This window comes from Pseudomonas sp. GL-R-26, assembly GCF_019947365.1.
Classification (GTDB): domain Bacteria; phylum Pseudomonadota; class Gammaproteobacteria; order Pseudomonadales; family Pseudomonadaceae; genus Aquipseudomonas.
This window is the reverse complement of sequence record NZ_JAGYGI010000011.1, coordinates 58,293-85,050: the sequence shown is the minus strand read 5'-3', so window position 1 is coordinate 85,050 and position 26,758 is coordinate 58,293. Positions and strand designations below refer to the sequence as shown.

Here is a 26,758-nt window from a genome sequence, read left to right as displayed (position 1 = left end):
CAGCTCCTCAATAACGGAACAACCGCCAGGCCATCAGCCGGGCTGCCGCAACGATTGCCTTGGCAATCAGGTAATACAGCCCCGCTGCGATGGCGAAGTATTCGAAGGTGCGGAAGGTTTTGACGTTGTATTCCTGGGTCACCCCCGTCAGGTCATTGTTCAGCCCGACGATCACCCCCAGCGAGGTCATCAGCACCGCCCAGACCATCTGATTGGTCAGTGGGTAGAACACGATCCGCAGCAGTTGCGGGACGATGATCATGCGATAGGCCTGGAAGGCACTCATGCCGAGGGAACGCGCCGCACGCACTTGTGTGTGGGGAACCGCTTTGAGGCCGCCGCGAAAGTTCTCCGCCAGATACCCTGCATTGTTGAAGGTGATCCCGGCCAGCAGGGCGAACCATGAACTGACGTGAAGGTTCAGCGAGCCGAGGCCGAAGTAGAGGATGTAGATCTGGAACAGCGACGGGGTGTTGCGCGCAATCGATACCCAGCCGTTGCCGAAACCGCGCAATAATGGGTGTTTGGCTTCGCGCATCACCGTCAGGGCCAGGGCGATCAGCACGCCGAAGATCATCGACAGTGCGGCGGTTTCGAACGTCACCACCGCGCCGGCAAGCATGTCCGGCAGCGCGCGCAGGGCTGAGCGCCATTGGAAACTGTAGTCAAACATGCGCAGGGCTCTCCAGTAGGGCAGCAGGTTGTAACCAGGCTGGCAAACGTCCGCTGGCCGTGGCGGTGCAGGCGGCGTCGACGCATTCGGCAAGGCTGGCGAAGTGCACCTTGCGGCCGACCAGGCCCGGTGCGTAGTGGGCGTATTTGCCCGAGTTGGTCATCAGGTTTTTAGCCGCCAGGGGGATTACGGGTTCGCCGAGCATGCACCAGCACGTGTCGGTGACCAGGGTCGCGCCAAAAGCTTCTGTCACGGCGATGTGCCCGGCCTCGCGGGCCTGCTCCAGCACCGCACGGCCGCAGGTGATGGCAAGCACCACATCCGGGTGTCTTTGTCGTCCCCGGCACAGTCGCGCCAGGTGAGCGAACTCGCTGAGGGAAAAGTGCGGGTTACCCAGCGACACCACATCCACCCGGTTATCGCGAGCACTGTTGAGTTCGCGCCAACTCGGCAGCAGGTCCTTCAGGCGGATTTTTTCCACGGGAATGGAAGTGTCCGCATCCAGCACCTGCGCCGGGTCAATGGCCTCCGGAGTGACCCCGGCGATATGGAACAGTGGTGCCGCCGAGGTGGTGGCGAAAGCCGCGCCAAAGGCTTTGAGGTCGTCCAGGCTCGGCTTGCGTTTTTCCAGTCCCAGCACCAGCGGTACGCGGCTGCCGGCCAGCGCACCGATGTGATAACCCAGCAACGGGTAGAAGGCATCGTCCAGTTCACCGAGGGCGGGCAATTCGATCTGCAACCGGGCCTTGCGTTGTGCGTCAAGGTGGCAGCCGATCAGCGGCGCGCGGCCGGTGAGGGCGATGCAGATGTCCAGGTAATCCGGGTATTTCAGGGTGCGTGCACCGAGCACGCTGTTGGCGTAGACCACCGCATTGGATTCGGCCCAGACAATTTGCTCGCCAGCCTTCGGTGCAGTGTCGAGCAGGTACGGCGCGCAGGTGAAACTGAGTTGCGCGCCCATCGCCATATAGGCATCGCCCAGGGCACTGGCCGGTTCACCCAGTGCCGGGTCGATACCCAGTTCGCGCCAACGGCGCTGGTCGACGGAAATTGAATTGAGGGTGGTGGGCACTCGTACTTTTGCTCCCCATTGCACCAGTTGTTCGGCAAAACGCAGGCTCGCCGGTCCCGTATAAATGCAGCCGTCGATGTGCGCTTGAGTGACATCCACCAGGCTGCTGGCACCTTGCAGTTCGGCCATGCGCAGGACGATCTGCATGGCCATCTGCGCGGCTTTGCCATGCCGGCCGTCGAGCAGCGCCCGATCGTGCTCAGTGAGCGCGATCGAGGCGGTGGTGTCGGTGTTGGGTAATGGGCTGTCGAGTCCCTGCCAGGCATCGCTCGGCAGGTGATCGAACAGGCTCAGCGTTGTATTTTCGACTCGGGCGAAAGCCTGGCCGCGTAAAGCGGCGAAGGCCTCCCTGCCGATGCACAGCACCGGCAGGGAACGGGCAAAAATAGTCTGCGCCACCAGCACACCCAGGGTCAGGATCTCGTCGGGTTCGGCCAGCACCAGTGCTGCCGGTGCATGGCCGTTGCTGATCAGTTCCATCAACACACTGCTGCCGGTGCACGAGCCGCGACCACTGGGAATCGCCAGCACGCGGCCGGCCAGGTGTTGGCCGCTGAGCGGGTGATGGCGGTCGATGACTTCACCCGTGCAGGGATCGACTCCGCCCCAGAAACTCAAGCCGACATCGGCGAACAGCAGGGCGCCTTGCGCGGCACCCGCCACCAGGCTGCGCCCGGTCAGAGACATTGGCCTAGGCATGCCGGACATCTCAGTAGTAGACCTGAGGTACGGTCAGGTTGGTCGGCGGGATCTCGGTGCCAACCCATTTAACGAACAGCTCCTTGTAGCGACCGGTGCGCACCTGTTGGTTGACGAACAGGTTGAGGTAGTTGAGCAGGCCGAACTCGCTGCGCTTGGCACCCAGGGACACGTAGTCGATGACGTACGGGGCGTTACCGGCGACTTTCAGGTTTTTGTATTTGCCCGACTTGAGGGTGGCGGCGGCCACGGTGTTGGTGACCACGGTCGCATCAATGTGGCCTTGGGCGACGGCTAGCAGGGTATCGCTCTGCGACTGGTAGGCTCGGAAACTGCCCGAGCCCCAGTTCTTCACATCTTTCTCCAGGGCGATGGCCTCATAGGTGCCGCTGGTGTTGCCCACTGCTTTGCCCTTGAGGTCGTCGAAGCCGTTGATGCCGGTGTCGTCGCGGGTCAGCACCACCATCTGGAAGGCAAAGTAGGGCACGGTGAGGCCAACGGTCTTGGCGCGTTCGAGGGTGTCGGAGGTGGACGCGACGATCACGTCAGCCCGCCCGGAGACCAATGCCGGAATGCGATCCGGGAACGGCGTTTCCACCACTTCGGCCTCGACCCCGAGGATCTTCGCCAGGTCGCGGCAATAGTCCACATCGAAGCCGGCAGGCGAGTTGCTGGCATCGCGAAAGCCCATGGGCGGGAAGTCCAGGGTCACGGCGCAACGCAGCTTGCCCGAGCCGATGATGTCGTCGAGCTTGTCGGCCTGGGCAGTGGCGATAAAGGAGGTACTGAGAACAGCGCTGAGGGCTACGGCAAATGCGGGGTTTTTCATAGAGGCCTCGTTGATGTGAAGTGCTGTTGAAAATCGTATTGGGGATTTCGTATACGATATTAACAATAGCAATCAGCGTGCCTAATTCCAGTCCGAGGGGTGAATTAGTTGTCAGGCCTTGGCGTAGAGGTTTTGTAGCGGTGCAACCCGAGGCACGGTGACGCCAAGGTATCGGGGGCAGGTGTTACATATGGGAGCAGCGGTAGCGCGGGCGCCCCTTTAAGGAACACTGGTCAATGCTGTGTGCGGCGTTGAACCACCGATGTCAGAACGATTGCTGAAGATCAAAGGATCGCAGGCTTCGCTAGCTCCTACACCGACCGCGTACAGATGCTATTAACGGACATACGCCAATTTCTGCGGAAGAAACACGACGATGATCGCGATCAGGCCGGCCGGTAGGCCGCCTCGCTTTTGCTGTTGTGGTACACGCCCCCTCGAGAGGCCGAGAGGAGGTTCTGCGTAGTGGGCAACCCGGCATGGATGCCGGGTTAGCCGCCCCCGGCCATGGATGGCCGATGGCGGCGGGCCCACGGAGCAGGACCGGAGCGAGGGCATGCCGAGCCTAGGCGAGGCACCGAATGTCAGGGGCAAGAGCCCTTGGTTACTTGGGGCTTTTCCAAGTGACCCGCCGTAAGGGCGGAACCCTAAGCGGCCGTTACCGCAGCAACGGATATGCCCCCAAACCTAACGCTGGTTATCGCGATACTGACTCGGCGACAAACTTGTCAACGCCCGAAACTGCCGGCTGAAGGCACTGTGGTCGGTATACCCGCAGCGCAAGGCAATCTCGGTAATCGGCAACCCGGTGTGCAGTAACAACCGCGAACCTTCTTCCAGGCGCGCCTTGTGAATCATTTGCCGTGGGGTGAGCTGGAACACCCGTTTGCAGTGCCGCTCCAATTGCGCCACGGAATAGCCAGCGATGGCGGTCAGTTCGGCGAGGCTGATGGAGCGGGCGAAGTGGCGGCGGATATGGGCATCCACGGCGGCGAGCTTCTGGAACGCCGGATGGTTCGACTGCGGCGATTGCAGGTCGCGGGAGATACCGGCCAGGCCCACGATTCGACCCTGTTCATCCTTCAAGGCGAGTTTGTGGGTCAGGCACCAGATCGGCTGATTGCCATAATACAAATGCAGCTCCAGCTGATCGGCCAGTTCGCGACCGCTGGACAGCACTCGCCGATCCTGCTCGGTGTACAGCGGACCGAAGCGTTCCGGGAAGACCATTTCGGCGGTGCGCCCCAGCAGCTCGTCCCTGTGTTTGAAACCACAACGCCGGGCCAGGGTCTGGTTGACGAAGGCGTAGCGGGCCTCGCAGTCCTTGATGAAAAACACCACGTCCGACAGGGTATCGAGCAACGGCGCGATGGGCTGAAGGCTGTTCAGCAGCGTCGGCAGATCGCAAGGTTTAAAGGTGGTGAGCGAGGGATACATGGCGCTGGGGGTCTGAGGGTGACCCCCGGGATCATAGAGACTCGGCAGCGTGGCCGAAACCCCTGGCGTGGTCATCACGCTGGCGGGGTATCGTCCAGGGACATCAAGGTTTCGATCCGCGCCGGGCTGAAGGGGGGGCGCGGTGCTGAGGGCTGCCAACCAAACAAATGCTGCACTGCACCGCCACACACCCGGCCCTGGCAGGCGCCCATGCCGCAGCGACTGGCGAGTTTGGCTTCGCGCCAGTCAGAGTGACCGGTCAATGCCGCGTAGGGCACGTCTTCGCAGCGGCAAACCAGGGTGTCGGGTTGGGCCAGGGACTTGAGTCGCGGGTCGAGGGCGAACGCGCCGTTCAGCGCCTTGGCGAAACCCTGCCAGCGCGCCCGGCGCGGCCACAACTGCTTGGCGGCTTCCAGATTGCCGACCGCAGCGTGGCCGGCAATCGCACCTTCCACCAAGGCCAGCTCACTGCCGCCGAACCCTGTGCATTCGCCCGCCGCATAATGATCGGCGCGGTTGCTGGCCTGCCAGGCATCCACCGCGATGGCTTGACCTTCGATGGCACAACCCAGTGCCTGACCCAACTGGATATTCGGAATCAACCCGAATCCACAGGCCAGCCGATCACATTCCAGTTCGACGATGTTGCCTTGTTGTTGCAGGCGCACGCCTTCCACTCGGTCGGTGCCGAGCGCCGCCAATACGTGGGTGGCGGTGCGGTAGTGGTGGTCGAACAGGCTGAACGATTGCAGCCATTTGCCGGGCCAGCGCGGCAGTTGCGCGGCGAAACCGGCGACGGCGCTGCGGCTGGCTTGTTCGGCGATGCGTTGCACTTGCGCGCCATGCTGTTTGGCGGTGGCGGCACTGGCCAGTAACAGCGGGCCGCTGCCGGCGATCACCACGCGCTCGTTCTGCACCGGCAAACCGGCCTTGATCAGCGCCTGCAAACCACCCGCACCGGTGACACCCGGCAGGGTCCAGCCGGGGAAGGGCAGCAGCAGTTCACGGGCGCCGGTGCACAGAATCAGTTTGTCGTAGCTGATCAACCAGCCATGGTCGTCATCTTCCACCAGCAGTTGTTTCGCGCCGGGGGCGGCGATCACCCGAGTACCGGCGTGATGGCGGATGTTGTTGCACGACGCCAGACGCTCGCGCAGGCGCCGGGCCTGACCGGGCACGTTGGCTTGAGGTCCGTCGCGCCAGATTTGCCCGCCCGGCAGCGGGTTGTCGTCGAGCATGACAATGCGGGCGCCGCTGGGGGTGGCGGCAAGGGCGGCGCTCAACCCGGCAGGGCCAGCGCCAATGATCAACAGATCAGCGTATACATTCATGGGCGAGTCTCCACCTGCATGCCGTCACGGCACAGGGTCTGGCAAGCCAGGCGACGCCAGCCATCGATGGTCACCCGGCATTCCTGACAAATGCCCATGCCGCACAGCGGCGCACGGCGCTGACCGCTGACTGAGGTGCGCGTGCAGCCGTCACTGGCCAACGCCAGGGCAGCGGCGACGCTGGTGCCTTCGGCGACTTCCAGGGCGTGGCCGTCCAGCAACAATTCAGGCATAGACCGGTTCTCCGAGAAAACGCTGGGGCAGATAAGGTTGTGCGGCCAGTGACGGGGTTTCGTTGAACAGTTGCGCCACCAGTAAATCGGCGGTGCCGGGGGCGGTGGTTACGCCCAGTCCTTCGTGACCGACAGCCAGCCACAAGCCTTGACGTTGTGGATGTTGGCCCACCAGCGGCAAGCCGTCGGGGCTGGCAGCGCGCAAACCGGTCCAGGCACGGATGCCATTGAGCCGGGCCAGCCCCGGCATGTACTCGGCGGCACGCTTGAGCATTTTCGCGAGCATCCAGCCTTCGACCTGCGGGTCGGTGGTGCCGAATTGTCGCGAGGCGCCGATGAACAGTTGCCCGGTGGGGCGCGGCTGGATATTGCAGGCGGTCGACGGCCCCGTGGCGTTGTGGGCACTGGTGACGTAACCCAGTTCCACCAGCGTATGGGTGACCCTGCCGGGGTAGCGGTCAGTGATCAGCAAGTGGCCTTTTTTCGGCTCGATGGGCAATTCCGGGCACAGCTCGTTGGCTTGAATACCGTTGGCCAACACCACGGCATCGGCACTCAACCAGTGACCATCATCGAGGCGGACGCGGTTGCCATCGACCGCACTGACCCGTGCCCGGCGCTGGCGGATGTTGGGTGTTTCGAGCATCCATCTGGCCGTTGCCGGGGCGTATAGAATGCCGTCGCCATTGATCAGCAAGCCGCCTTCCAGTCCTTCGCTCAGTTCCGGTTCGCGCTGGCGCAGGGCACTGGCGCCGATCAGTTCGCAAGCCACGCCCTGGGCTTGCAGGTTCAGGAATTTGCTGTGGGCCACCGCCATTTCTTCGGCATTCGCCGCCAGCCACAGCGTGCCGTTGCAGCGGTAGGCACAGCTGTCGGGCAGGTCCGCGCCCAGTTCGCGCCAGCGCTGCAACGAATATTGACTCAGAGCCAGCTCGGCGGGGTTGTCGTCGAGTACCAGCAAGTGGCCCATGCCGGCGGCCGTGGCGCCGTGCAGGCCGGCGTCCAGCACCAGCACCTGCAAGCCGCGACGGGCCAGCCCCTGGGCACAGGCGGCGCCGATAATGCCGGCGCCGATCACGATCACATCGGCCACCTGGCCCTCGTTCATGGACGAATGCCCCAGGCGAAGGGGTCGTCCTGTTCGATGATCAGGCTCGCCTCGGCACTGATGAACGCGCGACCACGAATGGTCGGCACGATGCGCTCACCCTGCAGTTCGTAGGAACCCTCGAACTCGCTGCCGATGACGCTGGCCTGGCGCCAGATCTGCCCCGGTTGCAACTTGTCGTCGGCGGCCAGGCATGCCAGTTTGGCACTGGTGCCGGTGCCGCAGGGCGAACGGTCATAGGCTTTGCCGGGGCAGAGCACGAAGTTGCGGCTGTCGGCGTGATCGTCATCGGCGAACAACTCGACGTGATCGATCAAGCCGCCGTCTTCACCGCGAATGCCTTGGGCTTCCAGTGCTTGCTGCACGGCGAAAGTGTAAGCGGTCAGCGCTTCGAGGTTGTCGCCGGCCACCCGCAGGCCATGCTCGGCGATCAGGAAAAACCAGTTGCCGCCCCAAGCGATATCACCGACCACTTGGCCGATGCCCGGCACCTGCACCGCCAGCGCCTTGCGATAACGGTAGGCCGGCACGTTGCGCACGCTCACCGAATGGTCTTCGTGCAGGGTTGCCTGTACCGTGCCCACCGGCGTTTCGATGCTGTGCACGCCGGGGCCGATCTTGCCCAGGTGCGCCAACGACGCCACCAGGCCGATGGTGCCGTGGCCGCACATGCCCAGATAACCGGTGTTGTTGAAGAAAATCACCCCGGCACAGGCGCCAGGATCCACCGGCGTGCAGAGCAGGGCGCCCACCAGTACGTCACTGCCCCGTGGTTCCAGCATACAGGCGGCGCGCCATTGATCATGCTGTTCGCCTAATAGCTTGCGCCGTTCGGCCATGCTGCCAGTGCCCAGATCAGGAAAGCCGGCGGTCACCAGGCGGGTCGGTTCGCCGCCGGTGTGGGAGTCGATCACAGAGATGCGCTTCATGGGAGGGCCACGTCCATTCGGTTGAGTGAACGCAAGAGTGGCCCGTGCGGCGGGGTGTCGGCTTGATGGATTTAGTCTGTGTCGATGACGAAATCGGCACAGCATCCGCAGTTGTCAGTGGGTGTGGGGCAGGTGCTCGAACAGGGTCGTGCAGACGCCGGCAATGTGCTCGTCCAGAAGCTTCACCGCCAGGTCCACATCCCCGGCGCGGCAGGCCGCCAGGATCTCGCGGTGTTCGTGATCGGCCCGTTCCTTACCGGCCGACAAGCTCATCTGCATGCGTAGATAACGCTCCAGCTTGTCGTTGACCGAACGGATCAGACTCACCAGAAACGGTCGCTGCGCCGGCTCGTACAGGCAGGAATGCAGCTCCCAGTTGAGCTCGGCCCAGCGCCCCACGTCGTCCTCGCCGATGAACTCCTGACAGATGCGCTCGGCACGGGCGAAGGTCTCTTCGGTCATGTTCGGAATGGCCAGGCGCAGAATCTTGTCCTCCAGCAACATCCGCACTTCGAACATCTGCGCCAGTTCCGCATCGGAAACCCGCGTGACCATCGCCCCGCGATTGCGCTGGAACATCACCAACCCTTCGGCCTCCAGCCGCTTGAGGGCTTCGCGCACAGGGATCTTGCTGACATTGAACTGGCGGGCGATGTCGTCCTGGCGAATCGGCTCATCCTCGGCAAAATGCCCGGCGACAATCGCATCCCGCAGATGGCGGGTGATGATTTCCGAAGTCGAAGGCGTGTTACCAAGGTCGGGGGCGTTGAGTTTGGGTAGGTTCACGGCGGCGGTCATTTGGAGTGAGATAGCGCTAGGGTATACGAAATTCTTTTGCTGATCTTCCCCGGTTAGACGTCGATGCACCCGATGTCGGTCATGCAACCCGCTACAACAAAACGGGCGCCTGTAAAGGCGCCCGTTTTCATTCAGGCCTGCGCCGCCCTCTCAGAGGCTATCCGGATCCCCGAAGAACATTTTGACTGGGCTCTAGGACCGTAGTTTCAGGTCGAGAAAGTTTTAGCTTGCCCCCATTTTTGCCCCCAATCCTCACTTGGTGGGCGAGCGATCGAGAAGGGTGAATCCTGCCATAGTTCCAGCGTGGCGCCGGGTGGCTTTTGGTGTGATTTTCACGTTGGGGTTAAAGGCTGCCACACGTCATTGAGGCACGCCTGGCTCCCACCGCCCTAATAATTGCCTGCTACAACGATCCCTGCGTGCGCGCCAGCAGGAGTACAGCTTGACGAGCCTCGAAGCCCTGTAAAAGCCGATTGGATCGAAGACTGGATGGATAACATCAATCATCCCTCGGATCGCCTTCTGTCCTCGCGCCCATTCTTCACCCGTTCTATCAGCATGCTCAGCCGCAGGAGCGTAACTTTCTGCTCAGCTATTTGGTTTTACCATGCTCTACCGACTGGATTCGGGTGGAAGCCAGGTCTTCACTAACAATACGATTCTGAACGGCCGCCAATAGTTAGCTCCGCCCGGGGCGGCCTTCCCTTGGGCTTGATGATAGGTAAGTCCAGTGAATTGTGGCTAAATCCAGAAAAAAAGCAATAAGGCACAAAATTTGGGAGTTACGCAACTTGTTAGGACTTGGCGTTAATTCTATAATTTTGGGAACTAACTGGCACAGAATGGGCTGGGTACACACTATGTTGGATTTAAGCTTCAGCAAGCCGAGTGAGGTCGTCAAGCGCCTCTGCGATCGCTTGCGCACAGAGCGCTTGGCGCTGGACATGACACAAGCCGACTTGGCCGGGCGTGCCGGCATCGGCACCAACACCGTGTCCAACCTTGAAGCCGGGCGCAATGTCGGGTTCGAGAACGTGGTCCGGGTGGCGATGGCCCTTGGCCGAACCAAGGAACTCGAAGGCCTGTTCCTGCCAAAGCTGGAAAGCATCGAGGATATTCGGCGCTACGAAAACAGCGCCAATCGTCTCCGTACAAAGAGGAAGTCCGGCAATGCTTGAGCAGGTGAACGTCTTCTACGAGGGCTGGGGTGAGCGATGGCAATGGGGCACGCTGGTCTCCACGACCGCCCTGACCGGTCGCCCGCTGATCGTGTTCGAGTACAGCAATGAAGCCAGGCAAAGGGGCTTGGAACTGTCCTCCTACACGCTGCCGTTGGAGGGGGCTCAGTTGCGCCGAGATTTTCCAGACCACCAACTGTACTTGCCAGGGCCTGTTTACGACTCGTTGCCGGATGGGTGGGGCATGTTGCTGATGGACCGTATGTTCAGGCGCCGCGGGCTCACCACGGCGCGCATCGGCTCACTGGAACGGCTGGCCTACATCGGTAGCAATGCGATGGGTGCCATGACGTTTGAGCCCGTGGCACCCGAAGGTCAGGAATCTGAAGTCCACATCCCGCTGGAACAGCTTGCCGCCGAAGTGCAGGAAGTGCTCCATGGAGGCGGTGGCGAGTTCCTGCAGACGTTGCTGCTGGTGGGCGGCTCGCCTCAAGGTGCAAGGCCTAAGGCCCTCGTCTATCGCGATCCCGAAACTGGCGGGTTTACCACTGCCGTCACGCCGGGCTTTGAAGCATGGTTGATTAAGTTCCCGGCCAAAGAAGAACATGCCGAGGTGTGCGCTATCGAAATGGTCTACGCCGAGTGCCTGCGCATGTGCGGTATCGAGACCCCTGACACGCAGTACTTCAGTCTGCCTAATGGGTTGGCAGCGTTTGCCAGTAAGCGATTTGACCGCCGGGATGGTCTGCGTGTACCCATGCAAAGCCTCGCGGCCTTTACGGGGGCAAATTACCGGTCTCCGGGGGTGTTGGACTACGTCAACTTCTTGCGGGCAACACAGATGTGTACCAACGACGTGCGAGGGATGGCGGTGGCCTTCGAACGTGCCGTCTTCAATGTTGCGTTCAACAACAGAGATGATCATCCCAAGAACTTTGCCTACATCATGTCGCAAGACGGTCAGTGGAGACTGTCGCCGGCTTACGACGTGACCTTCTGCGAGGGGCCAAGTGGGTATCACCAGATGGATGTGATGGGGGAAGCCCTGTCGATTTCCCGCACGCAAATGCTTCGACTTGCCGAGGAAGCCGAGGTGCCCCCGGACGCTGCAGGAAGAGTGATTGACGGCATTTGTGATGTAGCGAGCCGGTTTGCAACCATCGCCGAGAATCTATACCCACGCGCTATTACTCAAGACACTTTGCGCACGGTCCAAGACCGCATCGACCAGAACGTGGCTCGGCTACACCACATTCACGCGGGCAGCGGTCGTCGGTGAAGATCGGGAGGAGCTTACGGGACTCAACCCTCAGCAATTGCAACCGATCATTCGTCGACTCGAGGGCCTCGGTCTGATCGAAGGATCAAATTTGACTTCTCGCGCTAACCCCCTCCTGAAAGCCAAACGGTTGCTTCATGGGCAAACAAAATGTCTTTGGCTCGATGGTCAATATAGGTGGTACTCATTTTGCGCTGGGCGATCTGCTGGTCGAGGAAACGCTCCAGGGCGTCACGGCGGTGATCGTCGCGTTCGGCGCGCTGTTTGCTCAGGCCTGGCTCAAGCAGCGCCGGATGCGCCTGCAGGTGCTCGCGCAAAGGGTCAAAGCCGCTCAGTTCGAGCAGCTTGGCGCTGCCCTTGCGCACACCGTTGCGCAGGGTGGTAAACGAGGTTGCGAAGGTGGCCGGCACGGTCCCGAACAGCGACTGCAAGATCTTGCCTATGGCCTGCTCGCTCACTTCCCTCTGTGTGGCGCTTTCGGCATGAGTCAGCAGCACCACTAGGTGGCGCTCCAGATCCGGGCGACGGCGCTTGAGTTCGCACAAGAAGGTCGTTTCGATTTGTTCGAGCGTGGCAGTACACAAGTTGTGCACGAACAAAATCACATCGGCATTGGCCAGGCCCAACCACGCGAGTCGGTCATCCTCATCGCAGGCGTCGATCCCCGGGGTATCCAGATAGAAGCGTCCTTCATGCTCCAACGCCAGTAATCGCGTGGTTGCCCGTATCGCCTTGGTTTCAAAGACTTCCGTTTCGACATGCCCGGTCAGGCCGTTGAGCAGTGCGCTCTTGCCAGCATTCATCAGTCCTCATACGGCAATCCGCGGCGCCAAGCCAAGGCTTTTCGCCTCTTCCAGCTCCGTGCGCAGGCGGCAGAAGTCAGGGTGTTGCTGGGTAAGCTGGATCAGCAAGTCGTCGTCCGACACCTTTCGCTCCATGTATTGGATCCCGTTTGCTGCATAGCATGGCGATGAGGCGGCTAAGTAGCAACTGGCTACTAGTCGGCCAAGCGCAGGCTCTGCATGGGGCAATCATGCCACTGGTACCCGAATAGCCCAGAAGCGAATGGAGTGTACGTGCTCCATACGATGCACGAAGGATTACGGTGTCACGTCTGTTAGAGGACTGGTCAAGCCTCCAGCATCCTAGGGGTGAGCTGCCGACTTTCTGGCAGCGCTTTGAAAAGCGTCGGAGTGAGGTCTGAATTCAGCTTGGCAAGCTACACCTGCGATCCTAATTGCACAGGAGGTATCACTCGGTTGCTCACGCACTTGGGCAGAGGAGAGCATCTTCGACCTACCTTCATTCCGCGGTGTTTGGGAACAGCAGCGGGTGAGTTTTTGAGAGGGGGACTGTTGGACCTCAGGCTGGGGGCATCGTTTTCAAACCATCCAAAGCATGCCCTCAGATATGCCCCCGAGTGTAGCAATCCACTGGAAGTGGATGGATCTCCATAGTCTATGAAAAGGCAGAAATGATCAGCTGAACAGCCTGCCCGGCGACGCCTAGAGACTCTCAGGGTCGCCAAAGAACATTTTGACTTGGCTCTATGGCGGTGGTTTAAGGCCGAAAAAACTTAGCGATGCCCCCACTTTTGCCCCCACTCGGACCCAGAACACGAGCGACCGAAACGGGGGGGCTGACTGAGCCCGAAAACTCTTGAGTAGTCACTAAGATCACGGCGAGAAAGTCAGATCTGACAGGCACCCATAAAAAAGCGGGTGACTGTCAGATCCAGCAGGGCTCACTGCATCAAATTCCTAGCGCGTCGAAGGGTAAAATGCTGATGTTTTTTTACCGGGCGGCAAGTATTCAGTTAATCCCTGGAACCACATCACTTCAACAAAGTCACCGCGGATAACCAAGTCCTCTTTACGCAATCCTGTCAGAAATGCATCTTTACTATCTTTGGCAGACAGAATGGCGAATCCCTTTGCTGCATCTCTGAACGACAGGGTGAATTTTGGCTTTTCAGTCAAACCGGTAGAGGATTTTATCTTGCCGTTTTTAAGGGTGAAGTAGCGACCCACTCCGTCATGCGTTTGGATTTGAAAGACCAGCTCCTTGCCTTTAACGTATTTTGCACAGTCAGGACTTTTTTTGATTGTTCTCTGTAATAGCTTGGTCAACGCCCATAACAAAAATTTAAACTTCAGCATGGTGAGCTTGCTCCGCAAGGGGGGACTCGTTGAGGAATTGAATGGCGTGTTTGAGAAAACGCTCAGGGTATTGGAATTGAGCACCATGACCGGCATCCGGGTACAAGAACAGTTGGGCGTTCGGGATGTTCTGAGCCATGTACCAGGAATTGACCGTTGGAACCATAACGTCATTCATACCGTTCAGAATGAGCGTCGGCTGTTTGATCTCGCGCAGATGATTGAAAGGATCGTTCGGGTCCAGCTTTGGCAAATAGTACATATTCGCTTCGATCTGGGCCTGTATTACTTCAGGAGAGCTGGGTGGGTCCTGGTCGACACGCTGATGGCGGCGCTCCCAGAAATCACGTCCGGCCTGCTGCGCCGCCGCGGATCGACCGAAGAACAGAAACAGAAAGTCTTCGAGGGTCGGAACGGGGCGCGGTGCAGCTTCCAGCACTCCAGGGTCTGAATCCGGATTACCGCCACGAGGTCCAGTGCCGAGCAGCATGAGCTTGCGCACGAGGTCGGGATGGCGTCGTGTCAGGTCCTGGGCTTGAAAACCACCGAGTGAGAAACCTAAAACATCGACCTTGGACAGGCCTAGTGCGCGGATCACCGCAGCAGCGTCGTCGGCCATATGTTCGATCCGGTTACGCGGTTTGCCGGAAGAAGAGGCAATTCCACGACCGTTGTAGAGGATGACCTCGCGCCCCGCAGCCAAGCCATCCGTCATGAGTGGATCCCAATGATCCATACCGCCGCGGAAATGTTGAAGAAAGAACAGAGGGGGCTGGCCTGTCGTATTGTTGCCCCAGCGGCGATAGGCAAATTTATCCCCGTCGACTTCCACGAAGCGAGTGGGGGCGGTGAAATGGGTGTCGGTCATTGGCGTCTTCCAGAGTGGTTATTGTGGCGATCGATGCGAGCGAGCCTCGGGCTCAGGCCCGTGCGCGCATGCGCCGCGTACGGAACGTGCCCCAGCCGCTTTTCATCACTGATTTTGAAAACGCCCACAACCCACTTTCGTTGGGGCGCGGATCACCGCCATTGGCGATTCGTTTGAGCTGCAGCGTGTACCAGAAGATTTCCATGACGCCCATCTGATCGATTTGCTTGATGCCTGTGGTGATCGGCCGTACACGTTGCGAACTGTCCCGCCCTTGCAGTAGGGCCGCCGGTGCCTCGGGATCAATGGCCAATAAGCGCGCGAGGCCAATGACATCGAGCGCTTCGCAACGCAGCGCAGCGTTCATGGCGGCGGCACTGCGAAAACCGCCAGTGACCATCAAAGGCACCTTGATCGAGGCGCGCACCTTTTCAGCAAACTCAAGAAAGTAAGCCTCGCGTGCTACGGTGGACGCTTTTTTCGTCTCCTGGAGCCCGCCGCTCATGGCTGGAGCCTCATAGGTGCCTCCCGAAATCTCAATCAGGTCGATGCCAGCTTCGGCAAGTGCATGAATCGTCGCCATCGATTCCTCTTCGGTGAAGCCTCCGCGCTGGAAATCTGCTGAGTTGAGCTTGATGCCGACGGGAAATTCGGCACCGACCTGGCGGCGAATCTCGGCGTAAACAGCCAACACGAAACGTCGACGTTTTTCCGGGCTGCCACCCCATTCATCCGTACGCCGATTGTGGTGTGGCGAGAGGAACTGATTGATCAGATAACCGTGTGCGCCGTGGATTTGCACGCCGCTGAAGCCGGCCTCCTTGCAGATGGCCGCGCTGCGTCCAAAGCGCCTGATGATGTCTTCGATCTCGGCCGTGGTGGCTTCGCGTGGGGTCTCGAAGAGCGCGGCCATGTCCTCGCGAAAGGGGACGGCCGATGGCGCGAGGTTGCTGGCATTCAAGCCTTTGGTCGACTGCTTGCCGGGGTGATTGAGCTGCACCCAGATCGCCGCTCCCTGCTCGGTTGCCGCACGGGCCCACTGGCGGAGCACAGGCAGGTCCGCTTCATCTTCGATTACCACGTTGCCTGGTTCACCGAGCGCACGCCGGTCGATCATCACATTTCCGGTGATGAGCAAACCAATGCCGGAGGCGGACCAGCGCCGGTACAACTCGACCAGTTTTAACGTCGGGTGATTGTTGTAGGTACCCAACGTTTCGCTCATGGACGCCTTGGCGAGGCGGTTGCGAAAAACGCTGCCGTTCGGGAGTTGTAAAGGCTGGTTCAGCAGATTTTCTTCAGGCGAGGCGGCGGTCATGGTGAGTTCTCAATAAGGGCTGTTTCATGATTGAAGGGTGTGCAGCGGGATGGAGTCCGATACCCGCCGGGATTGAGTGTTTTTCAATGGGATGTACGACATGGCATGCTCGGTCAGCGCGGTAATCGTCAGGCTTGGATTAACCCCGAGATTGGCGCTGAGCATCGAGCCGTCGCAAACCAGCAAGTTCTGATAGCCGAAGACCCGGTTCTGTACGTCCATCACGCCGCGCTCCGGCGAGTCCGCCATCGCACAGCCGCCCATGCAGTGGGCCGTGGTCGGGATGTTGAACAAGATCTCGGACAGAAAGGTGGTGGGTATGCCACCGAGCGCTTTTGCGCCCTTTTCGGCAAACGCGTTCGCCTCTGGAATGAAGGTCGGGATGGGACCACCCTCGCTGGCGAGCTGTTTTGCGAATGGCCAAAACCAGCGACGCTTGAGCCGCATGTCGAGAGACGCATCCACTGCCTGCATCACCAGCAACAACATGGTCTGACGGGCGAAACCGGCGGGGTTGTGCACGAGCAATGCTTGCAGCGGATGTTTGAGCAGCGTCCACAGCCAGGTCAATATTCGCCTCCACCCCGGGCGTCCGCCGCACAGCAAGGTCATCATGAGGCCAATGGCGTCCGAGCCTTCCGGGTAGCGCACGACTCCGATATGTGTGCGCTCATCGAGATAGATGCTGCCACCCCCCGCCAGTCCCGGCGACATGCTCTTGTCCGCGGCCGGGAAGCGTACGCCAATAAGGGATTCGGCATTGGTGCGCACACGTTTTCCGAGGTCGTCGCTGATGCGCGGCAGCGACCCTTTTTGCTTGAGCCGGAACAACAATTCCATTGTGCCCAACGACGACGCGGCGAAGACCACGCCGCGGCAGCGAAAGCTGCGGCGCTGCTTATCGAACCAGGTGGTCGAGCACTCAGTGAGGACTTCATAGCCGTCACTGCCGTCCTCCTTGCCGTTGATCGGCCGCACGTCCACCACCCTGGTTTCGGCAAAAACCTGGGCGCCACGTTTTTCTGCGAGATAAAGGTAATTCTTGTCGAGTGTGTTCTTGGCGTTGTGCTTGCAACCCATCATGCAGCCACCGCAACCGGTGCAAGTCCCGCGCGCCGGGCCTTCACCATTGAAGTAGGGATCCGGGTAGCTCTTGCCGCCTGCTTCTCCGTCGGGAGCGAAGAAGGCCCCTACGCGGGGGGCGTGAAACGTATGGCCCACGCCTTGCAAATCTGCCATTTTCTTGAGGCGTAGATCAGCCTCGCCCATGATCTTGCTCTCGGTCACGCCCAGCATCTTCTCCGCTGTGGCGTAGTACTGCGGCATGATTCGTTTCCAGTCCGCCAGGCCGGCCCAGGAACCCTCATTCCATACGCTATCGCGCGGTGTCAGCAAGGCGTTGGCATAGGTGATGGATCCGCCACCGACTGCGTTGCCGCTGACGATCATCACGTGACGGAACAGGCGCATGTTGTAGAAACCGAACATCTTCAGCCCGGGTCGCCACATCCAGCGCCGCGCGTCCCAGTTGGATTTTGGAAAGTCCTCGGCCGTCCAGCGTCGGCCCATCTCCATTACGCCAACGCGGTAGCCCTTTTCTGTCAGCCGGAAGGCGGACACGCTGCCACCGAATCCGGAGCCGATCACGATGTAGTCGAAATCGAAAGATGGATTCATTGCGTGCTGCTCAGGCAAGCACTGCGTAGAGGCGTGAAAAAACTGGTCATGCCGGTCTCCTTATTTTTGTAATGGTGCTGCGGGCACTGGTTGCAGGAGTGATTCTTTCAGGATGACTATACCATTCGTATATTCTCATAGCTATACGAATGATATAGTATTATTGGGCTGTAGACGTAGACGCAGGAAGGGGCAAATCAGAAACGATAGGTTATCTGTGTACCTATAATGTGCGCGCTGTTGTCGTATTTTGCGCTGTAGCCTGGCTGTACGCCGGTTGTATTTGTCTGGCTGACGGAGGTGGTTGATTCCCATAGATAGCCGTAAGCCAAATCGATGGTCAGGTCGGTGTTGGGAGAGAACCCTATACCCAGCGTCACAGCTTTTCGGTCGCCCACGGGGAGTCGGACGTTTCGATCGGCGTTGCGGGCAGGTGATGGATCGTAGGCGAAGCCGCTGCGCAACAGCCATTGCGGGGAAAGTTGGTAAGAGGCCCCAATAGCCATCGACCAGGTGTCATGTAATTTAAAGTCATCTCCGAAGCTGTTAAATCCCAATTGCTGGCCCAACGGCGGTACTCCACTATTAACGGCTTCGATCCTCTGAACGCGGCTCCATCGGGTCCAGGTCGCGCCCAGGTAGCCAGTCCAGCGCTCGTCAAAGTGATGGGTAAACGATGTGTCCAGCGACTCTGGCAACGTGATGTCTATTTTATTGCTGTATTTGCCATCGAGACCGAAAGCACTTGGCGAGTTGCTCACCTGCGTATGGCCGTTGACGTGAAAATCAAGTTTTGAATGATAGGTGATGCCCCACGTGGTGGAATCATTCAGGTCGATCATCAGGCCGAAATTATAGCCAACGGCGTTATCGTTACCCTTGATAGTGATCTTCGTGTCGGTGCCCCCATTGAGCTGCCCTGTGGCCAAGTAGGTTTGCATATTGTTTTCGATACGGTTCAATGTCAGCCCGCCTCCGACAGAGACATGATCACTGATGCGATAAGCAACGGCGGAGTTCAGGGTTTTAACTTGAACCTTGCTATAGGAGCCATGGTAGCGTCCCTGGAACGAACTTTCGTAATCGTTCACAAGACCATAGAGCGCGTACATGCCCAAGCCGAAAGTGAAGCGTTCGTCAATCGGTATGGATAAATAGCCAAAAGGGATTGTCGTCAGGGGTACGGAATCTCCTTTGTTGGTGCCTGGCGCATCGCCATGAGCATTTTTAATATCGCTATTGACTTTGAACAAGGCGAACCCTCCGCTCACTTCCCTGCGCTTTAGCTTGCTCAGGCCGGCCGGATTCCCATAGACAGTACTCGCATCCAGGGCCGCGGACGAGCGCCCGGCATAAGCAGTTCCGGCACTGCTGACGCTTTGCTCGTTAATAGATAATCCATTGGCTAAAGATAAAGTTGCCTGCCCACAGATAGCCAATGACAGAGTGAATATGAACAACGCTTTGCTTGACTTGAGTATCGGGGTGGACCCTGTCTCAGGATGACGTTTCAAACGCAGCACTGATCTCTGGGAAGGGCGAAGTGCAGAAAGATATTCATGGTTCATCTGGCGGTACCTGTTGTTGTTGTTGTTGTTGTTGTTGTTGTTGTTGTTGTTGTCGGGATGAATAGAAATCGTGGGCGGCCGTATACATCAACAGTGCCGGCCGGGCTGGAGTAGGGAGTGTTAATTGGATCTTGCAGACTCGTAGTTGTTTTTTAGTTGCAAAGCCCTCTCTGGAATATCACAGGCTCAGACGATTGCCCTATTTATATATCTTGGGGTTGCAAGTTGCGTTGATGGAAAGAAGAGCCTTGCCTGGCAGGCAAGTACCCTCGGGCCAGACGCGGTTACAAGGCTGCAAGCAACTCGCTGATAAAGAGGCAATGACGGATGCCGGGCGGGCAAGTCCCCCTCGATCCGCATGGCGCGAGGGGAAGGGGGAAAGGCCGGCAGTCCTAGGGCTTGTATTCGAGTACTTTGCACACTCGTGTGAAGGCTGGCCGATCCCCTTGCAACAGCTTTGCATGACCTTCGCGAAGGGCGCGAGTTGGCGTGATCTGGCGCAGGACTAATGCAATGAAGGTTTCCATGTCGCATTGTATTTTGACGTCGATGGGCTCTTCGCTCGGCCCGGAGCGTGCCAACAGGTTCCCGTCGTTGACTCGAATATGGAAGACTTCCGCCCCCACCTGGAACTCGTACAACTCCTGCAAACCGGCGCTCGCTGCCGAATCGTTCGAGCCTGTCAGGCACAGGGCTATGAGCTCCGCACGAGCACTGGACGGATCGATGCGTTCGTCGATCGGCAGGCTCAACCCCCAGAATCCCAGCGCGATCACCGGCTTGCGTAGTTGCTCGCCCAAGTCCGTCAGCTCGTAAGCGGGCGTGGCGGAAGGTGTGTGCAGGGTGACTTGTTGAATGACGCCGTTCTGCACCAGCATGGCCAGGCGTTCGGACAGTCGGTTTGTACCCATTGCAGGCAGGATCGCGAGCAGATCCTTGAAACGCTTCGGACCTAACAGGAGTTCGCGAATCAAGAGCAGCGTCCAGCGATCTCCGAGTACGTCGAGCGACCGGGCTAAGGGGCAGAGTTGACCGTAGGTTTTGTTTGTCATGGCGCATTGTACAAAATTCCGCTCAGTTGAAATACAGTGAAAAGCCACTGCTGCCTCAAGTCGAAGGAATTGGGCGATGTTCCAGGCCCTTGGACGGCTGATCTCACGGTCGCTTTCATGTATCGCTCACTGAACAGGTTGAGTCATTCTTATTGATTTCACTATACCGTTCGCTTTGCGGTTGCGCTATATAAAAAGTATAGTTGTGTCGTGAGCCTGTCCGTTATCGCGCAATGCGTTGGACGACCCAGCGGGTCAGAGCCGCAGGCGCGAGACGTGTAGCGAACGACAGGAATCCGGCTTGCATGCCGACTGTCCAGTGGGTCTTGTGGATTCGTCGTTTCGACGTCGCGCAAACCCACACGGTCGATGCGACGTCGTGCGACGTGAGCCGGATACCCAGCGATCTGGCGCTGGGGATACGACCGTAGTCATCAGCCATTGCGGTCTTTACGAAGCTCGGCCAGATATCGCTCACGCGAATGCCGAACTTTCCCCATTCGAGGTCGAGTCCTTCGGTGAATCCGCGCACGGCGAACTTGCTCGCCGAGTAGGTTGCAAGTTCAGGCTGTCCGTAGATTGCGGTGGCAGAGGCCATATTGATGACATGAGAGCAGGGCGTGCCTCGCAGGTACCGGAAGGCGCTGTGACAGCCGGTGATCATTCCCTGAACGTTCACGTCAAGCATTGCCTGGTGTCTGGTCAACGGTACAGCTTCAAATTGCCCGGCGGCGAGAATCCCGGCGTTATTGAGCAACACGTCAAGCCGCTGGCCGCTATGTGCCCAGAAATCCACAAGCGCTTGCTTCCAGGCTTGGGGATCGCTCACGTCGAGCGCACCGCAGACGGCGTTGCCCTCTCCCAGGGTCGCGGCGACCGCGGCGACACCCTCTGAATCGATATCGTATAGCCCCACGAACCAACCGCGCCGCGCAAACAACTCAGCGCAGGCGCGACCGATTCCCGAAGCCGCGCCTGTGACGAAGATGGCTGGTCTCCATTCAGGAAGAAGGGATTCAGTCGGGTTTCTGGCTGTTTGATTGCTCTGTACCACAGTGATGTGCGGTTTCATTTCAGAGGTTCCCTTCAGAAGCTGAGCATTGAGGTTTTGTGTACAGGTCAGTGCATATTGCGAGAGTAATATAACGGTGTTATGTTTTGCAATAACAGTGTTATCTGTCTCTGGCTGATCTGATGACTGGTCAGGAGGTGGAAATACTGATGGGAGCGCTTGCTCTCTACGTTTGTCACCGGAGGATCCAATAGATGACGAAGATGCATACACCGCCCGAGTACCTTGATATGGAGTCCCGTGGCTCTGTGTTGATTGCGCGGCTGGATGGAGGTCCACACGGGCTGATGGGGTTGGACATGGCCAATGAGCTTGCGGCGCTATTGGACAAGCTGGAGTCCGATACCGCGGTAACAGCGGTGGTGCTCACCGGAACTCATCCTGAGCGTTTCATCGGTCATGCAGACGTTCGTTGGCTGCAGGAAGGTGGAAAGAGTATCCCGTCGGTCGGGCGCAGTACGGCCTCGGCGATCGCTCGAACCGCCAAGACCGTTCGCGGTATTGCGCCATTGGCGTCAGCTGCGTCTCTGACACCGCTGGATGGCGGGATGCAACTCGACAAGCTGCACGACACTTTTTTACGGATGAACCGCAGTGGTGTCATTTTCGTCGCCGCGCTGAATGGATCTGCGCTGGGACTTGGCAGCGAGCTCGCGCTAGCGTGTGACGTCCGCCTGATGGCGGATGGCGATTTCTTCATCGGGCAGCCCGAGGTGCTTCTTGGAATCCTTCCCGGTGGCGGAGGCACTCAGCGATTACCACGACTGGTCGGCGCCCATCGCGCGCTGATGCTGATGCTTGAAGGTCGGCCGGTGTCGCCACAGAAGGCGCTCGAAATAGGATACATCGACGAAGTGGTTGCTTCAGATGCGCTGCTTGATCGTGCCGTCAAGCTGGCCGGGCATCTGGGTTCCCGACCCAAAGGGGCGATTGAGGCAGTCAAGCGAGCCGTGTACTTCGGCGGGTCAGCCACCCTCGACGAGGGGCTGCATATGGAGCGTACCGAATTCATCAAGATCTCGCCGACCGAGACTGCGCAATCGCTCATGGTTGAATACCTTGAGCGCACCGATCGGGACGGCAACGTGCCGTTCTACAACCCGGCCATTTTCGAGCAAACCCTTGAGCAAGGCTCCTTGCCCCTGCAAAACGGGGGAGGGAGGAAATGAATCAAATGTCACCGCTTACCTACCCGTTCACTCGCCAGGATGTTCGCTTTGACTCGGGCGAAACCTATTGTTCAGCCTGGCTCTACCTGCCGGTCGGCGTAGAGAAACCGCCGATTGTAGTGCTCGGACACGGACTTGGTGCGGTTCGCGAGATGCGCCTCGACGCCTTTTCCGAGCGATTCGCTGCTGCGGGAATCGCTACATTGGCCTTCACCTACCGTTATTTCGGAGACAGCGGTGGTCGGCCCAGACAATTGATGTCTGTGAAGCGGCAACTGGCTGATTGGGATGCCGCGCTGGACTTCGTCAAAGGTTGCGCAGATGTCGATGGGCGGCGGGTTGCCGTATGGGGAAGCTCGTTTGGGGGAGGGCATGCAATCACGGTGGCCAGCCGACACCCCGAGTTACTGGCGGCTATCAGCCAGTGCCCCTTTACCGACGGTCTTGCTTCAGCTGCCGCGCTGGGTGTGAAGGGTTCGCTGCAGGTAACGCCGGTGCTCCTGCGTGATTTTGCAGCCAGGCTACTGGGTCGCCCGCCCGTGATGGTGCCAATCGCTGCCGTTCCCGGTCAGCCAGCCTTGATGAATGCGCATGATGCCCTGCCGGGTTATCTGGCCTTGGTGCCGAAGGGGATGGTGTTCGTCAATCACGTCGCCGCACGGGTGCTCCCGGAAATCATGGCTTATCGACCCGGACGCTCCGCCTCCAAGGTGAAGCTCCCCATCCTGTTTTGCGTCAGCACCACTGACACCGTCACGCCACCGGAACAGACGATCGCCTTGGTGCGCAAGGCGCCGCATGGAGAAACCAAACTCTACGCGGCGGGGCATTTCGAGTTCTATATGGGCGACGCGTTCGAAGAACTGGTGAAGGATCAGACTCAATTTCTGACGAAACATCTACTCGGCTCTTCAGCCAATTGATTCAAGCGTTTCCGTCACTTTCAGAGAGAACAACAATAATGTGCTTTTCCAAACTTTCAGATTTGCGCGCGGTGACAGAGCCTGATGGTCTGTGCATCGCTGACGACAGCAGCAACCTGACTAACCGGCAGTTCCATTCCAGAGTCCTCGCGGCAGCGGGAGTATTCGCGGACAGGGGGGTGGGCGTTGGAGACGTCGTTGCTATCATGTTGCCCAACCAGGTGGAGTTTGTGGTGGCGATGTTCGCCGCCTGGCGTCTGGGGGCGGCGGTCACGCCGATCAATCCTGGGCTGACCAGCAAGGAAGCCACTCATCAACTGGTTGATTCGGGGGCGAAGCTGCTCATCAACGCCAGCGGCGAAGTCATAGTCCCGAATCTGCAGTCTCTGCCTGTCGCCACTCTGGAAATGGGGGCGTCCTACACCGGTGTACCCTTTGAAGAGCCTGGCGCACTGGCATTGTTGATCTACACCAGTGGCACTACCGGCCTGCCGAAGGGCGTGATGCTCGATCACGCCAATATTGAAGCCATGTCGGAAATGGGACGAAACTCACTCAAGGTCACGGCAGCAGACCACTGTTTATTGATACTGCCACTCTTTCACGTAAACGGCATTGTGGTGAGCACTCTTGTCCCGCTATCAAGCGGTGGTCGGGTTTCGATTCGCAAGCGTTTCAACGTCGACACGTTTTTTGAGGATGTCGAGTGGCTTCGACCCACGTACTTCTCTGCAGTGCCAACCATCTACGCAATGCTTAACGCGTTACCTCGTGAGGTAAAACCTTATACCTCCAGTCTTCGGTATGGCATCTGCGGCGCGGCGCCTGCATCGGCGCAACTACTGAAAAAATTTGAAGCTCGCTTCGGTTTTCCGCTGCTTGAGGGATATGGCCTGTCCGAAGGCACGTGCGCTTCGACCATCAACCCCTTCGACGGCCTACGCAAGGTCGGTACGGTCGGGCTGCCCTTCATCGGGCAACGCATTGCAATCGCCGACCCGAGCGGTGTGCATTTGCCGCAGGGCGCCACTGGCGAGGTACTGGTTCAAGGTCCTAACGTCATGCGCGGTTACCTTGGGAAGCCCGAGGAAACAGCGAAGACCATCGTCGATGGCTGGCTGCACACTGGCGACATTGGCCGGATCGACGAAGACGGTTATCTGGCCATCGTCGGGCGCCTTAAAGAGATGATCATTCGCGGAGGCGAGAACATCTATCCGAAGGAGATCGAGGATGTGTTGTTCGAATTTTCGGGGGTTCTTGAAGCAGCAGTGATTGGTGTCCCTCACGAGACCCTTGGCGAAATTGTTGTTGCCTACGTCGCGTTTCGTACGGGATTCGCCGGTACCCAGGAGGGCTTGAATGAGCACTGCACTGACCGGCTGACGCGTTATAAACGACCTTCCACGATCAACATCATCGACAGCCTGCCAAAGAATGCCGTGGGCAAAGTCGACAAGTTGAGACTGCGCAAGATGTGGACCGAACCTGTCGATTGACAGGTAATTACCTGATGGACTTTAGGCGAAAAGCAACCGGCACGTAGAAGGGGACACATCATGAAAAACGCAGACTTCGACTGGCTGGTGATCGGATCGGGATTTGGCGGCAGCGTCTCGGCGCTGCGCCTCGTGGAGAAAGGCTATCGCGTCGGGGTACTTGAGCGCGGCCGTCGCTATCGCGACGAAGACCTTCCCAAGTCGGCCTGGCAGTTCAACAAGTATCTGTGGGCACCCGCATTGGGTTTGAAGGGCATCATGCGCATGTCGCTGTTTCGCCATGTCTTTTTTCCCAGCCAGTCGGGTGTCGGTGGCGGTAGCACCGTGTATGGCGGTGTGTTGTACCGCGCCAAGCCAGAGTTCTTCAAAAACGTGCAGTGGCGCGCGCTCGGTCACTGGGACAGGCTATTGCAGCCTCACTACGATACGGCCGAGCGCATGCTTGGGGTAAAGACGGTGCCATTCGACTCGACGAACCAGCAATTGGCCCGGGAGATGGCGCAACACTTCGCAACCGAAGACACATTCACCCGAGCACCCACCGGAGTGTTCTTTGGCGAACCGGGCAAAACCGTCAAGGACCCCTATTTCGGTGGGGAAGGGCCTGACCGTACCGGGTGTATACGTTGCGGCGCCTGTATGGTGGGATGCCGCGTCGGTGCCGTGAACTCGCTGGTGAAAAACTACCTGTGGTTCGCAGAGAAACGCGGCGTGCAGATATTGGCAGAGCGCGAGGTTGTTGATGTGAACCCAATCGGGGCAGCCGATGGCAGTGACGGCTACCGTGTGACCACCCAGCGCCCTGGCGCCTGGTTCGCCCGTGATCGCCATACTTACACCGCCCGCGGAGTGATCTTCGCCGGCGGGGCTCTCGGTACCAACGAATTACTGGCCAACTGCAAACACGGCGGCTCGTTGCCCCGGGTCAGCGATCGTCTTGGTGAACTGGTGCGCACCAACAGCGAATCGGTTCTGAACGTGCGCCTGCCCGAGGACCGCAAAACCTGGAACGATGTCACCGCCAGCAGCAGTGTGCACGTCGATCAGGATACCCACATCGAGTTTCTCACCTATGGTCGCAATGCGGACTTCCTGAGCTTGCTTTGCACGCTATTGGTCGGGAAGGGTAACCGCGTGACGCGGCCGTTGAAGTGGCTGGGGAATATCGTGTTGCACCCGGTGCGATGGCTCAAGTCAATGTGGCCAAGGGGCTGGAGCCGACACATGGTGATGCTGCTGGTGATGCAGACATTGGACAATGCGATTGCACTGCGTCCCAGGAAGCGTTGGCTGGGCCGCGGCTATCGCCTCGTCACCGAGCAGAACCGCAAAAAGCCAAATCCGACGTATATCGAGATGGGTAATCAGGCCGCTCAGTGGTTGGCCAGGCACACGGGCGGTATCGCCCAGAGCAACGTACTGGAAGCGCTGGGCAACATTCCGACAACAGCCCATGTGCTGGGAGGCGCCGTGATCGGCGCCGATGCCCAACGCGGCGTGATTGATCAGAACCTGCACGTTTTTGGTTACCAGAACATGTTGGTGTGTGACGGCGCTGCGATGCCTGCAAATCCCGGGGTTAATCCTGCGTTGACCATCACGGCACTTGCCGAGTACGCCATGGCGCAGATTCCACAGGCCCGCAATAACGAAGGTGTTCATGAGCGAGGTGAAGCGGTCGCTACGAAACCGTCCAGTGGCGTGCCCGGCCAACCTGATAATCAGCGCGTGGCCTCGATACAGATCCCTATCCTGTTGCACATATGAGCACTGAGCCGCAAAGCATACGAGCATCTGTCATGACCGGTCCCTTCTCTGCATGAGCGAACCGGTTGACCCAACCTCTGAACATGCCGAGTGGCTGCGTACTTGAACTGAAATACTGTT

The 26,758-nt window shown here is 59.1% G+C and carries 23 protein-coding genes and 1 pseudogene; 7 read left to right on the top strand and 17 right to left on the bottom strand.

What is annotated here, in order from left to right; translation table 11 throughout:
- Positions 1–7 precede the first annotated feature (7 nt).
- The 9 genes from KGA96_RS13560 to KGA96_RS13520 form a co-directional block, all read right to left on the bottom strand.
- Positions 8–673: an amino acid ABC transporter permease gene (locus tag KGA96_RS13560; RefSeq protein ID WP_223513195.1), complete on the bottom strand. Its 666-nt coding sequence runs from the start codon at positions 671–673 to the stop codon at positions 8–10.
- Positions 666–2,444, bottom strand: a complete 1,779-nt coding sequence (locus KGA96_RS13555; RefSeq protein ID WP_223513192.1) for an aconitase X — start codon at positions 2,442–2,444, stop codon at positions 666–668. Before KGA96_RS13555 ends, KGA96_RS13560 begins: the two co-directional genes overlap by 8 nt.
- 10 nt (positions 2,445–2,454) lie before the next feature.
- On the bottom strand, positions 2,455–3,273 hold the full coding sequence (locus KGA96_RS13550; RefSeq protein ID WP_046042020.1) for a transporter substrate-binding domain-containing protein: 819 nt from the start codon (positions 3,271–3,273) through the stop codon (positions 2,455–2,457).
- 687 nt (positions 3,274–3,960) lie between these two features.
- Positions 3,961–4,710 carry an AraC family transcriptional regulator gene (locus KGA96_RS13545; protein WP_046043277.1) on the bottom strand — a complete coding sequence of 250 codons (750 nt, stop codon included), beginning with the start codon at positions 4,708–4,710 and terminating at the stop codon, positions 3,961–3,963.
- A gap of 74 nt (positions 4,711–4,784) precedes the next feature.
- A complete protein-coding gene (locus KGA96_RS13540) occupies positions 4,785–6,041 on the bottom strand; it encodes an FAD/NAD(P)-binding oxidoreductase (RefSeq protein WP_223513189.1) in 1,257 nt (418 codons plus the stop codon).
- A complete protein-coding gene (locus KGA96_RS13535; RefSeq protein ID WP_223513186.1) occupies positions 6,038–6,274 on the bottom strand; it encodes a 2Fe-2S iron-sulfur cluster-binding protein in 237 nt (78 codons plus the stop codon). Before KGA96_RS13535 ends, KGA96_RS13540 begins: the two co-directional genes overlap by 4 nt.
- Positions 6,267–7,382 (bottom strand): NAD(P)/FAD-dependent oxidoreductase, encoded by a 1,116-nt coding sequence (locus KGA96_RS13530; protein WP_223513183.1) that lies wholly within the window; start codon positions 7,380–7,382, stop codon positions 6,267–6,269. The genes KGA96_RS13535 and KGA96_RS13530 overlap by 8 nt, the downstream gene beginning before the upstream one ends.
- Positions 7,379–8,311, bottom strand: coding sequence for a 4-hydroxyproline epimerase (locus KGA96_RS13525; protein WP_223513180.1), 933 nt, complete (start codon positions 8,309–8,311; stop codon positions 7,379–7,381). Before KGA96_RS13525 ends, KGA96_RS13530 begins: the two co-directional genes overlap by 4 nt.
- A 114-nt stretch (positions 8,312–8,425) precedes the next feature.
- A complete protein-coding gene (locus tag KGA96_RS13520; RefSeq protein ID WP_007994315.1) occupies positions 8,426–9,109 on the bottom strand; it encodes a GntR family transcriptional regulator in 684 nt (227 codons plus the stop codon).
- 521 nt (positions 9,110–9,630) lie between these two features.
- On the opposite strand from KGA96_RS13520, the pseudogene KGA96_RS13515 reads away from it, so the two are divergent.
- The 3 genes and pseudogenes from KGA96_RS13515 to KGA96_RS13505 form a co-directional block, all read left to right on the top strand.
- Positions 9,631–9,774 (top strand): annotated as a pseudogene (locus tag KGA96_RS13515) (hypothetical protein); the annotation flags it as partial.
- 195 nt (positions 9,775–9,969) lie between these two features.
- Positions 9,970–10,287 carry a helix-turn-helix domain-containing protein gene (locus KGA96_RS13510; RefSeq protein ID WP_046043284.1) on the top strand — a complete coding sequence of 106 codons (318 nt, stop codon included), beginning with the start codon at positions 9,970–9,972 and terminating at the stop codon, positions 10,285–10,287.
- The gene (locus KGA96_RS13505) at positions 10,280–11,566 is read left to right on the top strand and encodes a type II toxin-antitoxin system HipA family toxin (protein WP_223464111.1); all 1,287 of its coding nucleotides are present in this window, start codon (positions 10,280–10,282) and stop codon (positions 11,564–11,566) included. The genes KGA96_RS13510 and KGA96_RS13505 overlap by 8 nt, the downstream gene beginning before the upstream one ends.
- A gap of 104 nt (positions 11,567–11,670) precedes the next feature.
- Here the strand turns inward: KGA96_RS13505 and KGA96_RS13500 are convergent, their stop codons facing one another.
- From KGA96_RS13500 to KGA96_RS13465, 8 genes are all read right to left on the bottom strand, one after another.
- Complete coding sequence (locus tag KGA96_RS13500) at positions 11,671–12,369, bottom strand: GTPase (protein ID WP_223464119.1); 699 nt, start codon at positions 12,367–12,369, stop codon at positions 11,671–11,673.
- 957 nt (positions 12,370–13,326) lie between these two features.
- A complete protein-coding gene (locus tag KGA96_RS13495) occupies positions 13,327–13,725 on the bottom strand; it encodes a hypothetical protein (RefSeq protein WP_046043287.1) in 399 nt (132 codons plus the stop codon).
- Positions 13,712–14,593: an alpha/beta fold hydrolase gene (locus KGA96_RS13490; protein ID WP_046043288.1), complete on the bottom strand. Its 882-nt coding sequence runs from the start codon at positions 14,591–14,593 to the stop codon at positions 13,712–13,714. The genes KGA96_RS13495 and KGA96_RS13490 overlap by 14 nt, the downstream gene beginning before the upstream one ends.
- Before the next feature lie 52 nt (positions 14,594–14,645).
- Positions 14,646–15,911, bottom strand: a complete 1,266-nt coding sequence (locus KGA96_RS13485) for an NADH:flavin oxidoreductase/NADH oxidase family protein (protein ID WP_223464121.1) — start codon at positions 15,909–15,911, stop codon at positions 14,646–14,648.
- 24 nt (positions 15,912–15,935) lie between these two features.
- Positions 15,936–17,588, bottom strand: coding sequence for a GMC oxidoreductase (locus tag KGA96_RS13480; RefSeq protein WP_046043290.1), 1,653 nt, complete (start codon positions 17,586–17,588; stop codon positions 15,936–15,938).
- 197 nt (positions 17,589–17,785) lie between these two features.
- Positions 17,786–19,156, bottom strand: a complete 1,371-nt coding sequence (locus KGA96_RS13475; RefSeq protein ID WP_223513177.1) for an outer membrane protein transport protein — start codon at positions 19,154–19,156, stop codon at positions 17,786–17,788.
- A 392-nt stretch (positions 19,157–19,548) separates the two neighbouring features.
- Positions 19,549–20,208: a winged helix-turn-helix transcriptional regulator gene (locus KGA96_RS13470; protein ID WP_046043291.1), complete on the bottom strand. Its 660-nt coding sequence runs from the start codon at positions 20,206–20,208 to the stop codon at positions 19,549–19,551.
- Between the two features lie 223 nt (positions 20,209–20,431).
- Complete coding sequence (locus tag KGA96_RS13465; RefSeq protein WP_223513174.1) at positions 20,432–21,280, bottom strand: SDR family oxidoreductase; 849 nt, start codon at positions 21,278–21,280, stop codon at positions 20,432–20,434.
- Between the two features lie 194 nt (positions 21,281–21,474).
- On the opposite strand from KGA96_RS13465, the gene KGA96_RS13460 reads away from it, so the two are divergent.
- The 4 genes from KGA96_RS13460 to KGA96_RS13445 are packed head-to-tail and all read left to right on the top strand — an operon-like array spanning position 21,475 to position 26,638.
- Positions 21,475–22,449, top strand: coding sequence for an enoyl-CoA hydratase/isomerase family protein (locus tag KGA96_RS13460; RefSeq protein ID WP_046043292.1), 975 nt, complete (start codon positions 21,475–21,477; stop codon positions 22,447–22,449).
- Positions 22,446–23,372: an alpha/beta hydrolase gene (locus KGA96_RS13455; protein ID WP_046043294.1), complete on the top strand. Its 927-nt coding sequence runs from the start codon at positions 22,446–22,448 to the stop codon at positions 23,370–23,372. Before KGA96_RS13460 ends, KGA96_RS13455 begins: the two co-directional genes overlap by 4 nt.
- Positions 23,373–23,410: 38 nt before the next feature.
- Complete coding sequence (locus KGA96_RS13450; RefSeq protein WP_046043295.1) at positions 23,411–24,871, top strand: class I adenylate-forming enzyme family protein; 1,461 nt, start codon at positions 23,411–23,413, stop codon at positions 24,869–24,871.
- Between the two features lie 60 nt (positions 24,872–24,931).
- Positions 24,932–26,638, top strand: a complete 1,707-nt coding sequence (locus tag KGA96_RS13445; protein ID WP_223513171.1) for an FAD-dependent oxidoreductase — start codon at positions 24,932–24,934, stop codon at positions 26,636–26,638.
- The last annotated feature ends 120 nt before the right edge of the window (positions 26,639–26,758 follow it).

Bases quoted from the DNA above. Each gene is read 5' to 3' on its own strand.
- KGA96_RS13455 (WP_046043294.1), top strand. From the start codon at position 22,446: ATGAATCAAATGTCACCGCTTACCTACCCGTTCACTCGCCAGGATGTT.
- KGA96_RS13445 (WP_223513171.1), top strand. From the start codon at position 24,932: ATGAAAAACGCAGACTTCGACTGGCTGGTGATCGGATCGGGATTTGGC.
- KGA96_RS13550 (WP_046042020.1), bottom strand. From the start codon at position 3,273: ATGAAAAACCCCGCATTTGCCGTAGCCCTCAGCGCTGTTCTCAGTACC.
- KGA96_RS13490 (WP_046043288.1), bottom strand. From the start codon at position 14,593: ATGACCGACACCCATTTCACCGCCCCCACTCGCTTCGTGGAAGTCGAC.
- KGA96_RS13535 (WP_223513186.1), bottom strand. From the start codon at position 6,274: ATGCCTGAATTGTTGCTGGACGGCCACGCCCTGGAAGTCGCCGAAGGC.
- KGA96_RS13560 (WP_223513195.1), bottom strand. From the start codon at position 673: ATGTTTGACTACAGTTTCCAATGGCGCTCAGCCCTGCGCGCGCTGCCG.
- KGA96_RS13480 (WP_046043290.1), bottom strand. From the start codon at position 17,588: ATGAATCCATCTTTCGATTTCGACTACATCGTGATCGGCTCCGGATTC.
- KGA96_RS13510 (WP_046043284.1), top strand. From the start codon at position 9,970: ATGTTGGATTTAAGCTTCAGCAAGCCGAGTGAGGTCGTCAAGCGCCTC.
- KGA96_RS13540 (WP_223513189.1), bottom strand. From the start codon at position 6,041: ATGAATGTATACGCTGATCTGTTGATCATTGGCGCTGGCCCTGCCGGG.
- KGA96_RS13545 (WP_046043277.1), bottom strand. From the start codon at position 4,710: ATGTATCCCTCGCTCACCACCTTTAAACCTTGCGATCTGCCGACGCTG.
- KGA96_RS13470 (WP_046043291.1), bottom strand. From the start codon at position 20,208: ATGACAAACAAAACCTACGGTCAACTCTGCCCCTTAGCCCGGTCGCTC.
- KGA96_RS13555 (WP_223513192.1), bottom strand. From the start codon at position 2,444: ATGCCTAGGCCAATGTCTCTGACCGGGCGCAGCCTGGTGGCGGGTGCC.
- KGA96_RS13460 (WP_046043292.1), top strand. From the start codon at position 21,475: ATGACGAAGATGCATACACCGCCCGAGTACCTTGATATGGAGTCCCGT.
- KGA96_RS13495 (WP_046043287.1), bottom strand. From the start codon at position 13,725: ATGCTGAAGTTTAAATTTTTGTTATGGGCGTTGACCAAGCTATTACAG.
- KGA96_RS13530 (WP_223513183.1), bottom strand. From the start codon at position 7,382: ATGAACGAGGGCCAGGTGGCCGATGTGATCGTGATCGGCGCCGGCATT.
- KGA96_RS13500 (WP_223464119.1), bottom strand. From the start codon at position 12,369: ATGAATGCTGGCAAGAGCGCACTGCTCAACGGCCTGACCGGGCATGTC.
- KGA96_RS13525 (WP_223513180.1), bottom strand. From the start codon at position 8,311: ATGAAGCGCATCTCTGTGATCGACTCCCACACCGGCGGCGAACCGACC.
- KGA96_RS13520 (WP_007994315.1), bottom strand. From the start codon at position 9,109: ATGACCGCCGCCGTGAACCTACCCAAACTCAACGCCCCCGACCTTGGT.
- KGA96_RS13450 (WP_046043295.1), top strand. From the start codon at position 23,411: ATGTGCTTTTCCAAACTTTCAGATTTGCGCGCGGTGACAGAGCCTGAT.
- KGA96_RS13505 (WP_223464111.1), top strand. From the start codon at position 10,280: ATGCTTGAGCAGGTGAACGTCTTCTACGAGGGCTGGGGTGAGCGATGG.
- KGA96_RS13475 (WP_223513177.1), bottom strand. From the start codon at position 19,156: ATGAACCATGAATATCTTTCTGCACTTCGCCCTTCCCAGAGATCAGTG.
- KGA96_RS13465 (WP_223513174.1), bottom strand. From the start codon at position 21,280: ATGAAACCGCACATCACTGTGGTACAGAGCAATCAAACAGCCAGAAAC.
- KGA96_RS13485 (WP_223464121.1), bottom strand. From the start codon at position 15,911: ATGACCGCCGCCTCGCCTGAAGAAAATCTGCTGAACCAGCCTTTACAA.